The organism is Marinobacter sp. F4216 (genome assembly GCF_019931195.1).
GTDB lineage: Bacteria > Pseudomonadota > Gammaproteobacteria > Pseudomonadales > Oleiphilaceae > Marinobacter > Marinobacter suaedae.
The window spans coordinates 618,472-632,581 of sequence record NZ_JAIOUO010000002.1 but is presented as its reverse complement, the minus strand read 5'-3'; the positions used below and the strand labels follow the sequence as shown (position 1 = coordinate 632,581).

Annotated in this window: 12 protein-coding genes; 5 read left to right on the top strand and 7 right to left on the bottom strand. The window is 57.0% G+C overall.

The features are described from left to right. Position 1: 1 nt before the first annotated feature. The gene (gene guaA / locus K8I84_RS03415) at positions 2–1,579 is read right to left on the bottom strand and encodes a glutamine-hydrolyzing GMP synthase (protein WP_223793309.1); all 1,578 of its coding nucleotides are present in this window, start codon (positions 1,577–1,579) and stop codon (positions 2–4) included. A gap of 62 nt (positions 1,580–1,641) precedes the next feature. Beyond that, positions 1,642–3,105, bottom strand: a complete 1,464-nt coding sequence (guaB, locus tag K8I84_RS03410; protein WP_223793308.1) for an IMP dehydrogenase — start codon at positions 3,103–3,105, stop codon at positions 1,642–1,644. A 190-nt stretch (positions 3,106–3,295) separates the two neighbouring features. Here guaB and xseA point away from each other — a divergent pair, with 190 nt between their 5' ends. The 3 genes from xseA (at position 3,296) to K8I84_RS03395 (ending at position 7,197) form a co-directional block, all read left to right on the top strand. Further along, positions 3,296–4,696, top strand: a complete 1,401-nt coding sequence (gene xseA / locus K8I84_RS03405; protein ID WP_223793307.1) for an exodeoxyribonuclease VII large subunit — start codon at positions 3,296–3,298, stop codon at positions 4,694–4,696. Positions 4,697–4,803: 107 nt separating this feature from the next. Next, complete coding sequence (locus K8I84_RS03400) at positions 4,804–6,675, top strand: propionyl-CoA synthetase (RefSeq protein WP_223793306.1); 1,872 nt, start codon at positions 4,804–4,806, stop codon at positions 6,673–6,675. A 312-nt stretch (positions 6,676–6,987) separates the two neighbouring features. Further along, complete coding sequence (locus tag K8I84_RS03395) at positions 6,988–7,197, top strand: cold-shock protein (RefSeq protein WP_223793305.1); 210 nt, start codon at positions 6,988–6,990, stop codon at positions 7,195–7,197. A gap of 97 nt (positions 7,198–7,294) precedes the next feature. Here K8I84_RS03395 and leuA read toward each other — a convergent pair whose 3' ends face one another. Beyond that, positions 7,295–8,989, bottom strand: coding sequence for a 2-isopropylmalate synthase (leuA, locus tag K8I84_RS03390; protein ID WP_223793304.1), 1,695 nt, complete (start codon positions 8,987–8,989; stop codon positions 7,295–7,297). Between the two features lie 146 nt (positions 8,990–9,135). Here leuA and K8I84_RS03385 point away from each other — a divergent pair, with 146 nt between their 5' ends. After that, positions 9,136–9,633 (top strand): Lrp/AsnC family transcriptional regulator, encoded by a 498-nt coding sequence (locus tag K8I84_RS03385; protein ID WP_223793303.1) that lies wholly within the window; start codon positions 9,136–9,138, stop codon positions 9,631–9,633. A gap of 169 nt (positions 9,634–9,802) precedes the next feature. After that, positions 9,803–11,536 carry a proline--tRNA ligase gene (locus K8I84_RS03380; protein WP_223793302.1) on the top strand — a complete coding sequence of 578 codons (1,734 nt, stop codon included), beginning with the start codon at positions 9,803–9,805 and terminating at the stop codon, positions 11,534–11,536. A gap of 37 nt (positions 11,537–11,573) precedes the next feature. On the opposite strand, the gene murB is transcribed toward K8I84_RS03380, so the two are convergent. The 4 genes from murB to K8I84_RS03360 are packed head-to-tail and all read right to left on the bottom strand — an operon-like array spanning position 11,574 to position 14,089. Beyond that, positions 11,574–12,614 carry a UDP-N-acetylmuramate dehydrogenase gene (gene murB, locus K8I84_RS03375; RefSeq protein WP_411722642.1) on the bottom strand — a complete coding sequence of 347 codons (1,041 nt, stop codon included), beginning with the start codon at positions 12,612–12,614 and terminating at the stop codon, positions 11,574–11,576. Then, a complete protein-coding gene (locus K8I84_RS03370) occupies positions 12,611–13,090 on the bottom strand; it encodes a low molecular weight protein-tyrosine-phosphatase (protein ID WP_223793301.1) in 480 nt (159 codons plus the stop codon). Before K8I84_RS03370 ends, murB begins: the two co-directional genes overlap by 4 nt. Then, positions 13,090–13,875, bottom strand: coding sequence for a 3-deoxy-manno-octulosonate cytidylyltransferase (gene kdsB, locus K8I84_RS03365; protein WP_223793300.1), 786 nt, complete (start codon positions 13,873–13,875; stop codon positions 13,090–13,092). Before kdsB ends, K8I84_RS03370 begins: the two co-directional genes overlap by 1 nt. Before the next feature lie 25 nt (positions 13,876–13,900). Then, positions 13,901–14,089 (bottom strand): Trm112 family protein, encoded by a 189-nt coding sequence (locus K8I84_RS03360; RefSeq protein WP_223793299.1) that lies wholly within the window; start codon positions 14,087–14,089, stop codon positions 13,901–13,903. Between the last annotated feature and the right edge of the window lie 21 nt (positions 14,090–14,110).

Here is a 14,110-nt window from a genome sequence, read left to right as displayed (position 1 = left end):
ATCATTCCCACTCAATGGTCGCAGGCGGCTTGGAGGAAATGTCGTAGGTGACCCGAGACACACCCGTGATTTCATTGATGATCCGGTTGGATACGGTCTCGAGCAACTCATAAGGCAAGTGTGCCCAGCGGGCAGTCATGAAATCGATGGTCTCCACCGCACGAAGAGCGATTACATACTCATAGCGGCGGGCATCCCCTACCACACCGACAGACTTCACCGGCAAGAAGACCGCGAATGCCTGACTGGTCTTGTGGTAGAGGTCGGCACGATGAAGTTCTTCGAGGAAGATCGCATCGGCCCTACGGAGAATATCGGCGTACTCCTTCTTAACCTCGCCCAGAATCCGCACACCTAGGCCTGGCCCGGGGAACGGGTGGCGGTATACCATGTCGTAGGGCAAGCCGAGCTCCAGACCAATCTTACGCACTTCGTCCTTGAACAGTTCACGAAGCGGTTCGACCAGTTTGAGCTTCATGGTCTCCGGCAACCCACCCACATTGTGATGCGACTTGATCACATGGGCCTTGCCGGTTTTGGCGGCGGCGGATTCAATAACGTCAGGATAAATGGTGCCCTGGGCGAGCCAGTCCACGTCAGTGATTCGTGCCGCTTCTTCGTCAAACACATCGATAAAGGTGTTACCGATAACCTTCCGCTTGTCCTCGGGATCAGACACACCCTTCAACTTGGACAGGAACAGGTCCTCGGAATCCGACTTGATGACCTTGACCCCCATATTCCGGGAGAACATGTCCATCACCTGTTCGCCTTCGTTCAGACGCAACAGGCCGTTATCAACGAACACACACGTCAGTTGATCACCGATGGCCTTATGCAGCAGGGCGGCGGTTACCGAAGAATCCACACCACCGGACAGGCCAAGCAGCACTTTGTCGGAACCTACCTGCTCACGAATCTTCTCAACCGCATCCTCGACAATCTTGGCCGGCGTCCACAGCGCTTCGCAACGACAGATGTTCAGGGCGAAGTGCTCGAGAATTCGTTTACCCTGCAGAGTGTGGGTCACCTCCGGGTGGAACTGAACGCCGTAAAGGTGTCGGCTAACGTCCTGCATCGCCGCGATCGGCGCGCTTTCAGTAGATGCCAGCAGTTCAAAGCCGTCCGGCATGGCAACAACCTTGTCACCGTGGCTCATCCAGACATCCAGCAACGACGTGCCATTGGCGTCGAGATGATCCTTGATGTCCTTAAGCAGCGGCCCCTCGGCGCGGACTTTCACCTGCGCATAGCCAAACTCACGCTTTTCAGAGCTCGCAACACGCCCGCCAAGCTGTTCCGCCATAGTCTGCATGCCGTAGCAGATACCGAGGACAGGGATATTCCGGTCAAACAAACCCTCGGGAGCACGCGGACCGCCAAGCTCGGTGACCGACTCCGGTCCACCCGCCAGGATGACCCCTTTTGGATTGAATTCGTTCAACTCTTCGTCGGTAATGTCGAACGCTTTGATTTCACAATAAACGCCGATTTCCCGGACACGGCGCGCAATCAGTTGCGTGTACTGGGAGCCAAAATCGAGAATCAGGATGCGGTGGTCGTGAATGTTCTGGGCCATGGATTCCTCGGGTGCAGAATGAACAACGCGGCTCCGGGAGCCGCGTTCAAATATAGCGTTGATCAGCCAATACGGTAGTTTGGCGCTTCCTTGGTGATAGTCACATCGTGAACGTGGCTCTCACTCATGCCGGCGCTGGTAATGCGAACAAACTCGGGCTTGGTCCGCATTTCCTCCATGTTCGCGCTGCCGGTGTAGCCCATGGAGGCACGCAACCCCCCGACAAGCTGATGCACGATGTTGCGCATCGGCCCCTTGCAGGCAACCCGGCCTTCAATGCCTTCCGGAACCAGTTTTTCTATGCCTTTACTGGCATCCTGGAAGTAGCGGTCACTGGAACCCTGGCCCATTGCGCCAAGAGAGCCCATGCCACGGTAGGCCTTATAGCTCCGGCCCTGGAAAAGCTCCACTTCACCGGGTGCCTCATCCGTTCCTGCCAGCAGGCTACCGATCATGACACTGTGGGCACCTGCCGCAATCGCCTTGGCAATATCGCCAGAGAATCGGATACCACCATCGGCAATCACGGGAACGCCGCGCTCTTTCAGAGCTGCAGCCACATTGGAGACGGCTGAAATCTGGGGCACACCGATGCCCGCCACAATCCGCGTGGTGCAGATGGAGCCAGGACCAATTCCCACCTTCACAGCGTCTGCACCGGCATCGGCCAGGGCGATAGCCGCCTGAGAGGTCGCAATGTTACCACCAATAACCTGTACGTCCGGAAAGTTCTGCTTCACCCAGCGAACCCGCTCGACCACACCACGGGAATGCCCGTGCGCGGTATCCACAACGATCACATCAACACCGGCTTCGGCCAGCGCAGACACTCGCGCTTCCGTATCGCCACCGGTACTGACCGCCGCGCCAACACGCAGGCGCCCCTGATCGTCCTTGCACGCCAGCGGGTAGTCCTTGGCTTTCTGGATATCCTTTACGGTAATCAGGCCACGCAACTGGAAGGCATCGTTCACAACCAGAACTTTCTCGATGCGGTGGCGATGCAGCAATTCCTTGACCTGGTCAAGGCTGTCACCCTCCTTGACCGTAACGAGCTTCTCCTTCGGGGTCATGATGTCCCGAACCAGGGTATCCATCCGGCTTTCAAAGCGAATATCGCGACCAGTCACGATACCAACCAGATCATGCCCATCCACCACAGGCAGGCCAGAAATGTTGTTGGCCATGGTGATGTCGACCAGCTCGCGGACGGTTGTGTCCGGAGCAACGGTGATCGGGTCTTTCACCACACCGCTTTCGAATTTCTTGACCTTACGGACCGCGGCAGCCTGTTGCTCCACAGTCATATTCTTGTGCATGATGCCGATGCCGCCTTCCTGAGCCATGGCAATCGCCAGCTCGGCTTCGGTAACCGTATCCATGGCGGATGAAAGCAAGGGAATATTCAGGGTAATATCCCGGGTGAGTTGCGTCTGAAGGACAACTTCGTGCGGAAGAACTTCCGAGTATCCAGGAACCAGCAGAACATCATCAAATGTGAGGGCTTCTTCGGCAATTCGCAGCATTGGGACCCGCCTTGTGAACATGCTAATTTGGAAATTTCAATGCTGCTCCAGGAGCGGAACAGCAAAGCAAAAACCGTAATCGATCTATTATAAAGTGGCTCAACTGGCCAGTAAACCGCACCCAAAGGGCATCAACTCCCCATCCCTTTGAAATAACAGTTTTTTTAAACATACGTCTCGGCTATTCCTTATGAATCAATCCGGTCCGCGCGCCCACATGCCCTCACTTGGAGATCCACGCCCCCGTGCGCTCAGTGTGAGTGAGTTGAATCACCAGGCTCGACACCTGCTGGAATCGAGCTTCATGCAGGTCTGGGTGGAAGGAGAACTGTCAGGGTTCTCGCGCCCCTCCTCCGGACACTGGTACTTCTCCCTGAAAGATGCCCGGTGCCAGATCCGCTGCGCCATGTTCCGGGGATTCAACCAGCGAATCCGTACCATCCCCAAGGAGGGCGACCAGGTTCGAATTCGGGGGAAAGTGACGCTTTACGAAAATCGCGGGGATTTCCAGATCATAGTAGAGCACATCGAACCTGCCGGACTGGGTGCACTCCAACAGGCCTTCGAGCAGCTGAAAGCCAAACTACAGGCCGAAGGCCTGTTCGACACGGCCCGGAAGAAACCCATTCCGGATCCGCCCCGACATATCGGCGTGGTCACCTCACCCACCGGCGCTGCGATCCACGACATCCTGACTGTGCTGGCGCGGCGCTGCCCGGCAATTCCTGTCACACTGTATCCGACCGCGGTTCAGGGAAACGAAGCAACATCAGACATCGTTCGCGCCATTGAGCGGGCGCAAGCCCACGGCAAAGCCGATGTGCTGATTGTCGGGCGCGGAGGCGGATCACTGGAAGACCTGTGGTGCTTCAATGAAGAGGCCGTGGCGCGGGCGATAGCCAACTGCACTATTCCGACCGTGAGCGCGGTCGGTCACGAAGTGGATGTCACCATCGCCGATTTTGTCGCGGATCTCAGGGCCCCGACACCATCCGCAGCCGCAGAGAAAATTTCACCGGACCAGAGCCACTGGCTGCGACAGATACGCGAGCAGGAGCTTCGGCTGGCCAACGCTGCCCGAAGAACCCTGAAGCGACTCGAAACCCAGCTTGGCCACCTGGGTGCCCGCCTGCGAGATCCACGCCGAACCCTGCAGGAAAAAGCACAACGCCTGGATGAGCTTGAAGTGAGACTGGCAAAAACCGCTCTTCAACGGCTCGAACAGAAAAAGATTCGCATTACGCACCTGGACCAGCGACTGGCCATGCAGTCACCCGTTCGGCAACTGGCGAACAGCGAACAGGCGCTCGGGTATGCTGCCAACAGTCTGATGAACATCATGCGCCAGCAGCTGGAGCGACATCGCAACAAACTTGACCACACGGCTCAGACACTGCATGTGGTTAGCCCGCTGGCGACCCTAGGGCGGGGATATTCAATCTCACGAGATACTGACGGGCACATTCTTCGCGACACAACCGTGCTGTCCCCGGGCAACACGGTAACCACCCGGCTAGCCAGGGGGTCTTTTTCCGCCACCGTCACCAGAATTGATGATCAGGAGAATGGAACAACCGCTCAGGAAGACTAAGCCAATGGTCTACTAGTCCATGATTTCAAACCGCTTAGAGTTGGAGCTGTACAAGGGTTGTACAACAACAAGAAAAGATAAACGCGGTCTGAATGAAGGTGGAATGTATGGGCTACTACACGGAGTTCGGACGGTCTATCGACCATCCGGAAGACTTCTGGCGCGAACAGGCTGAACAAATCGACTGGATCAAGCCGCCGAAAACCATATGGCAACCGACGGAGAACGGACACGGCGTCTGGTTTCCCGACGGTGAACTCAACTCATCACACATTGCCCTGGATGCCAATATCGAAGCCGGTCGGGGCGACCAGACAGCACTGATCTATGACTCCCCCGTCACAAACACCAAGCGCTCCTACACCTACCGCGAACTGACCGATGCCGTCGCCCGCTTCGCCGGCGCCCTTAAGAACCAGGGCATCACCAAGGGCGACCGGGTCATTATTTACATGCCCATGATCCCGGAAGCGGTCATCGGCATGCTGGCATGCGCCAGGATTGGCGCCATTCACTCGGTGGTATTCGGTGGCTTCGCGTCTCACGAACTGGCCGTTCGGATCGATGACGCCCAGCCCAAAGCGGTGCTGACGGCCTCGTGCGGAATCGAAATCAACCGAGTCATCGCCTACAAGCCTCTGGTGGACAGGGCCATTGACCAGACCACGCACAAGCCCGAGTGCTGCATCATCTTCCAGCGCCCCGAGGTCCAGGCCGAATTCAATTCCGATCGCGATTTCGACTGGCAGGCAATCACCGAATCAGCTCAACCGGCTGACCCGGTACCGGTCAAGGCGACGGATCCGCTTTACATTCTTTATACCTCTGGCACTACCGGCAAACCCAAAGGCGTTGTCCGAGACAACGGCGGGCACGCCGTCGCCATGACCTACAGCATGAAGCTGGTGTACGACGCCAATCCCGGTGATGTCTACTGGGCCGCCTCGGATGTCGGCTGGGTCGTGGGTCACAGCTACATTGTGTACGGCCCCCTGTTTGCCGGTTGCACAACCATTCTATACGAGGGCAAGCCGGTAAAAACCCCGGACTCCGGCGCCTTCTGGCGAGTGGTCCAGGATCACGGCGTCAACCTGCTGTTCACAGCACCGACGGCATTCCGCGCCATCCGAAAGGAAGACCCGGAAGCCGACCAGCTGGCCCGTTACAACATCAGCTCACTGAAGCGCGTTTTCCTTGCCGGCGAAAGGCTGGACCCGCCGACCTATGACTGGCTAAAGGAACACACCAATCTGCCGGTACTGGACCACTGGTGGCAAACCGAAACCGGCTGGGCCATCTGCTGCAATCCGGTGGGCATCGAAATGATGAAAACCAAGCCCGGATCGGCCACGGTTCCCTCCCCGGGATTCAATGTGCAGATTCTGGATACCCGCGGCCATCAGTGCCCATCTGGCACTCAGGGTCAGGTTGTGGTCAAGCTCCCTCTTCCTCCAGGATGCCTGCTAACGGTCTGGGGCGACGACCAGCGCTTCCAGCAAAGCTATCTGAACCCCGCACCCGGCTACTACACCTCTGGTGATGGCGGTTTTATCGATGAAGAGGGGTATGTATTTATCATGGGCCGCACGGACGACGTCATCAACGTGGCTGGCCATCGGCTGTCGACGGGCGAAATGGAAGAGGTACTGGCCTCCCATCCGGCAGTTGCCGAATGCTGCGTTGTGGGTGCTCAGGATGAACTCAAGGGACAAATTCCGATTGGCCTGGTGCTGATCAAGGACAGCGCCACCATCAATCACGACGAACTTGAAGATGAACTTGTCGAAATGGTGCGGGAAAAGATCGGTGCCATAGCCTGTTTCCGCCGGGCCCTGGTCGTTGAACGCCTGCCCAAGACCCGATCCGGCAAGATTTTGAGGCGGGTTATCCGCCAGATTGCCGACGGCGAGGAATACACGGTACCAAGCACCATTGACGACCCGGCCATTCTGACGGAAATCAAAGAACAACTTGGCTAATTAGTGACCATTAACCTGTCAGCCAGCGACCTGAAAGGATATGGATACTTTATCGACACACATTGCACAAACATTTGTTTTAAATAGCGAAATTTAATGACAAAAGGAGTGAAAATGCGTTGACGCCCAATTAAGTCGGTCTATACTGAAATTTGCTGTGAAAATGCAGCGGTATTTTGTGAATGTGATTTGACGTCCTGCCGAAGCGCTTTTCGTTATCCCTTTCTCAGTACTCCGTGATTTTCCCAGCACGCATTCCGAATGGAATAGAAGGTCCCCGTGAGGGAAAGATTGAAAAATACAGGAAAGATCATGTCCGATACAAAAACAGGCCACGTAAAGTGGTTCAACGACTCCAAGGGCTTTGGCTTTATCGCTCAGGACGGTGGCAGTGACGTATTCGTTCACTACAGTGCAATCAACTCATCCGGTTTCCGCTCCCTGGCCGAAGGTCAGCAGGTGCAGTTCACGATCACCCAGGGACCGAAAGGCCCCCAGGCTGAGAACGTGACCCCGGTGTAAGCTTGCCTTACCCGTCCACTGCCCCTCACGGGCATTGGAAATCTAAAAAGCCGGCATTTCTGCCGGCTTTTTTATGCTCAATTTTTGTGCGCGTATCTCAGGCGCCAAGGGCCACCGGATCCTCCTGCCGAGTTCCATGACGCTCTCCCACCACTTGGGCAACTGCAGACAACAGCGCCTGCAACGTAGCCGATGTGGTGTCTTCCGCCAGAGCCGCAGCGCTGCAATGCTGGTCGTTCACCGTCACCCGAATGCACGCCATGGCGTTGGCCTTGGTGCCTTCGCCCAGCGCAAACTCATCGTAAGCTTCGACGGCGATCGACAGATCGAACTGACGCTCCAGGGCATCCGAAACCGCTTCGACCGCACCCAGTCCCTGCCCGACCAGAGGCATGGCATTTTCCCGGCTGCCCACGGAGATCTCGGCTTTCACCCCGGAGTCATCCCGGCGCAGGTCGTAAGATGACAAAGTCCAGCCTGCCGGTACATTCAGATACCGTGATTCAAACAGGCGATGAATGGTCAGCGAATCAATCTCGCCACCATTGGTTTCGGCTTCACGCTGAACCACCTTGCTAAACTCAATCTGCAACCAGCGGGGCAGGCTGATGTCGTAGTCCCGTTCCAGCACGTAGGCCACACCACCCTTGCCAGACTGACTGTTGATGCGGACCACTTCCTCGTACCGGCGCCCCACATCGAACGGATCGATCGGCAAATAGGCCACGTTCCAGGTGTCATCCGACTGACGACGGGACAGGCACTTGCGAATGGCATCCTGATGGCTGCCGGAAAACGCGGTGAACACCAGCTCCCCGGCGTAGGGATGACGCGGATGCGTGGCAATCTCGGTACAGGCCTCGACCACTTCCGTGATTTCAGCCATACAGGCCAGATCCAGCTTGGGGTCAACGCCCTGGGAATACAGGTTCATGGCCATGGTGACCAGATCCATATTGCCCGTGCGCTCACCGTTCCCCATCAACGTGCCTTCCACACGGTCGGCACCGGCCATCACCGCCAGCTCTGCAGCTGCCACACCGCAACCACGATCGTTGTGGGTGTGCACGCTGATGCTCAGATATTCACGGCGCTGGATGTTATCGCAGATCCATTCGATCTGATCGGCGAACACGTTCGGCGTTGCCATCTCAACGGTAGCAGGCAGGTTAATAATGACAGGCTGCCCCAGATCCGGGCGCCACACCTCGGTGACCGCATCCACCACCTCGGCCGCAAAATCCAGCTCGGTACCGGTGAAACTCTCCGGCGAATACTGGAAGGTCCACTCGGTTTCCGGGTATTTGCCGGCGAACTCCTTCACCACACGGGCACCATTAACGGCGATATCGCGAATGCCCGCCCGATCCAGCCCGAACACCTGTTCCCGCTGAACCGTTGATGTCGAGTTGTAGACATGAACAACGGCTTGCTTTGCGCCTTTCAGTGCTTCATAAGTCCGCGCGATCAACTCCGGCCGGGCCTGAGTCAACACCTGAATCTTGACGTCATCCGGAATCCGGTTTTCGTCGATCAACTTACGGCAGAAATCGAAGTCCGGCTGGCTGGCCGAGGGAAAGCCAATTTCAATCTCCTTGAAGCCCAGCTTCACCAGCAAATCGAACATGCGCTGCTTCTGCTGCACGTTCATGGGCTTGACCAGCGCCTGGTTGCCGTCTCGTAGATCAACTGCACACCACATCGGAGCCTTCTCAATGACCTTATCGGGCCACCGGCGGTCGGTTTTACCAATGGGTTTAAACGGTGCGTATTTACGATGATCAAAAGACATTTGAGTAAATCCTTGCATTAGCCAGGGCTGAATGGTGTCGATGTACCTAGCTTAACCTCAGATCGTCAGAATTTGATTGCTATTTAGCGCTTTTAACTCTACTTTTTGACATATTCTTTCAACCCAAATAAATACATCGCTATTTTATGTCAATCAAGTCTGAAACCCTGGTGAAAATCGACAAAACCGATCGCCGGATTCTGGAGCAGCTCCAGCAAAATGGTGCGCTTACCAATCAGGAACTGGCTGAAAAAATCGGCCTTTCCCCGTCGCCGTGCCTGAGGCGCGTCAGAGCACTGCAGGAAGCAGGCATTCTGTTGCGTACAGTAACCGTGCTGGACCATAAAAAACTCGGGCTGTCGCTCACAGCGATCATTCTGATCGGCATGGACCGGCACACACCGGAACGCTTCGCAGCGTTTGAGGAACAGGTGTCCGAGTACCCCGAAGTTCAGGAGTGCTATCTGATCACCGGGCAGGATGCGGACTACATGCTGAAAGTCGTGGTGCCGGATATGGATCACTACCATCATTTCCTGTTGAACAGGATTACCCGCATCCCCGGCGTCAGCGGCGTCCATTCGAGCTTTGTATTACGACGGGTGATCGACAGTACCGCCCTGCCCCTCGGCTATCTTTCCTGACCAGCTATCGGCCCGATCAACCGGTTGAGAGATTCCATCCTTCCCGTCTGTACCTTGGCACAGAGCGTCCGTACAATATCGGCCACATGATATTCAGGCATGGGCCAGCTGCCCATTTCTGCCTGTCCACGAATCCAATAACTCTTGATTTGATCACACGGAAAACACCATGCGAGCAAGCCGTTATCTGATTGCAACCCAGAAAGAAACTCCGGCAGACGCCGAGGTTATCAGTCACCAGCTTATGCTGCGTGCCGGGATGATCCGCAAGCTTGCGGCCGGCTTGTACACATGGCTTCCCATGGGCCTGCGCACCCTCCGCAAGGTTGAGCGGATTGTTCGGGAAGAAATGGACAAGAGCGGTGCCCAGGAAGTCCTGATGCCAGCGGTTCAGCCGGCCGAGCTCTGGGAAGAATCCGGCCGCTGGGACCAGTACGGCGGTGAACTTCTGAGACTGAATGATCGTCACGGACGGGACTTCTGTTTTGGCCCGACCCACGAGGAAGTCATCACCGACCTGGTCCGCCATGAACTGAAAAGCTACAAGGAACTGCCGGCTAATTTTTACCAGATTCAAACCAAGTTCCGGGATGAGCGCCGCCCTCGCTTTGGCGTGATGCGGGCCCGGGAATTTGTGATGAAGGACGCCTATTCCTTCCACCTGAACGCAGAGTCTCTGGGCGAAACCTACGACGTCATGCACCGGACTTACTGCGCCATCTTCGACCGTCTGGGGCTCGATTATCGCCCGGTTCAGGCCGATTCCGGCGCCATTGGCGGCAGTGCGTCCCACGAGTTCCACGTACTGGCTTCCTCCGGCGAAGACGACATCGTGTTCAGCACCGAAAGCAGCTACGCCGCTAACATCGAAAAAGCAGAAGCGGTCGCACCGGCCGGCGAACGTGCCGCACCTTCTGAAGAACTCCAGGAAATCGCCACCCCGGACCAGCGCACCATCGAATCTGTCTCCCAATTCCTGGGCGTGGACACCACCCGCACCGTAAAAACGTTGCTGGTCAAAGGTGAAGAAGATGAGAACGGCCAGTCAGGTCTGGTGGCGCTTATCCTGCGTGGCGACCACACCCTCAACGAAATCAAGGCGGAAAAGCTGGAAGGCGTCGCGGAACCGCTGACCATGGCCACCGACGAGGAAATCGAGCAAGCCACCGGCTGCAAGCCGGGTTCCATTGGCCCCGTGAACCTGAACGTCCCGGTGATCGTCGACCGCAGTGCCGCTCACCTGGCGGACTTTGTATGTGGTGCCAACAAAGAAGGCCACCACCTGACCGGCGTGAACTGGGATCGTGACGCAGACCTGGGACGCGTCGAGGACCTTCGCAACGTGGTTGAAGGCGATCCGAGCCCGGATGGTCAGGGCACCCTTGAAATCCGTCGCGGCATCGAAGTTGGGCACATTTTCAAACTGGGCGACAAGTACAGCCAGGCCATGAACGCCACCGTTCTCGATGAACACGGCAAGAGCATCGTGATGCAGATGGGCTGCTATGGCATCGGCGTTTCGCGGATTGTCGCCGCGTCCATCGAGCAGAATCATGACGACAAGGGCATTATCTGGCCGGACGCTATCGCACCGTTCGAGGTCGCGATTGTGACCCTGAATGCCCACAAGTCGCCGACCGTGGCCGAAGCCGGCGATAAGCTTTACGAGCAGCTGCGCCAGGCTGGTTTTGATGTATTGCTGGATGACCGGAACGAGCGCCCGGGTGTGAAGTTTGCCGATATGGAACTGATCGGTATTCCACACCGCTTTGTGGTTTCTGACCGGGGCTTGAGCGCCGGAACACTGGAATACAAAGGTCGACGGGATACAGATAAACAGGATGTGGCGATAGAAGACGCGCTGAGCTTCCTGATCAACCGCTCCCCGCGTAAAGGACTTTAAGCACGCGATTCAGGCGGCCCGCCCGGGCCGCCTGGATTTATTCCCTCACCGCCTGGCTTACAACGCCGGGCTCCATTTCCAGCTTCACACCATACCTGGCTTTCACGGATTCCCGAATTTCCTTCGCCAGCGAAAGAATATCCGCTCCAGTGCCACCGGAGTGATTGATCAGCACCAGCGCTTGCCGGTTGTGTACGCCCACATGGCTGTTCCGAAACCCTTTCCAGCCACTCTGATCGATCAACCAGGCTGCCGCCAGCTTGACACCTTCAGGCTGGGGATAGCCGACCACCTCGGGAAACAGTGCCCTCAAGCGGTCGAACTCCGCGTTAGTAACCACGGGGTTTTTGAAGAAACTGCCGACGTTCGGCAAGGTCATAGGATCCGGTAACTTGCGGCGGCGAACGGCCATCACCGCCTCTACCACATCCATCACATCAATGTCCGAGGGAGCAAAATCACCGAGGTATTCCTGCAAATCCTTGTAACCGAGTTGCAGCGGTCTGTGGCGGGACAGGCGCAGACGGATATCCGTAATCACATACTGTCCGGGCTGCTCTTTGAAAAGGCTGTTACGGTAGGCAAACTGACACTCTTGGCCGGCCAGTTTCACCAACTCACCGGTGTGGCGGTCCAGTGCCGTCACAGATACCAGCGTATCGCACAACTCCACGCCATAGGCGCCAATATTCTGAACCGGGGCAGCGCCGGCCGTACCGGGGATCAACGCCAGGTTTTCAATTCCCCGGTACCCGGAACCAGCCGCATAGAGCACGGCGTCATGCCAGTTCTCGCCGGCGCCAAGTACCAGAGTTGCCTCACCGTCCGAGACATCTTCCCAGTACCTCGCACGGATACAGATGCGAATCACCAGCCCATCAAAGTCCCCATCGAACACCAGGTTGCTTCCACCGCCAAGAATCAGTATCCGATACTGATTGGCGTCCGCCCATGCCAGTGCCGCCCGGAGGCTCTCGTTATCCGTCACCTCCACGTAGTATCGGGCGACAGACGCCACCCGGAGGGTATTGAGATCCCTCAGTTCAACCCACTCGCTGGGCTCCATCACAGCATTCAACTCAGGCGCTCCCGGATATCGGCCAACAGCCCTTCGCCGGCTTCGTGGATCAGGTCCAGAACCAGTTCGAAACCGTCCTCTCCGCCGTAATAGGGATCGGGGACCTCTCGATGGGCCGACTGACCGTAATCAAGAAACAGCTCGGGGCGGGTTCCACCGCAGCGATGCCAGGCCTCGGTAACATCCGTCAGATTCTGGCGATCCATCACCAGCACATGATCGAAACGTGCGAGATCGTCACTGACGAACTGCCGGGCCCGCAAATGACCAATATCGATACCCCGCTTTCGGGCCGCCTGAATAGCGCGGGCGTCCGGTGTTTTGCCCACGTGCCAGCTGCCCGTGCCACAGGAATCCACCTCTACCCGATCGCTCAGTCCTGACTGGTCAACCAGGGATTGAAAAACGCCTTCCGCGCTGGGAGAGCGGCAAATATTACCTAGACACACAAACAGCACACGAACTTTGTCGGTCATTACTCCACCTTTCCCTGCATCCATTCACGAAGCCGTTCCAGGTCCGCCTCGGTATCCACACCTGCCGGTGGCGTTTCCGCCGCCACATCGACATGAATTCGGGCACCGTTGTACAGCGCTCTTAGCTGCTCCAGTGCCTCAACCCGCTCCAGGGGCGCCGGCGGCCAGCTGACAAATTGCTCCAGAACACGGGCCCGATACCCGTAAATACCAATGTGTCGGAAATACCCCACGGTTTCGGGCAAGGACACATCCGGATTTACCAGAGGGTTACCGCCCTGCCAGTGATCCCGGGCCCAGGGAATCGGTGCCCGGCTGAAGTAATGGGCCATGCCCTCATGGTCGAACACCACCTTGACCACATTGGCATTAAAGACCTGGCCGGCATCGTGGAGCCTCTCGCACAGGGTTGATATCTCGGCATCCGGATGGAGCTCGAGATTGTCCGCCACCTGATTAATCAGCGCCGGGGGGATCAGAGGCTCATCGCCCTGCACATTGACGACCCGGTGCTCCGGCTCAAATTCCAACAACCGGGCTACCTCCTCCAAACGATCCGTACCACTGGCGTGCTCGGGTGAGGTCATCACCACATCGGCCCCGAACGCCTCACAGGCAGAACGAATGCGTTCATCATCCGTGGCAATCACCACTCGCTCCGCACGGCTTTCCTGTGCACGCTCGAAGACGTGCTGGACCATAGGCTTACCTGCGATATCCGCCAGCGGTTTACCGGGCAGTCGAGAGGATGCGTAGCGGGCGGGAATAACAACCGTAAATGACATGAGATTGGTATCCTGGTTCGGTGTTTCAGCGCTTATCGAGACGTTCATCCGTGCTCAGCGTTCGGGCCTCCCCGGCAAGCATCACCGGGATCCCCTCGCGGATCGGAAACGCCATAGCGTCCTGATAACAGATGAGTTCAGTCCGCGCGTCATTCAGTTTCAGATCGCCCTTGCAAACGGGGCAGGACAACATAGCCAACAATCTCTTATCCATAATGACTCTTTTATCCACGTG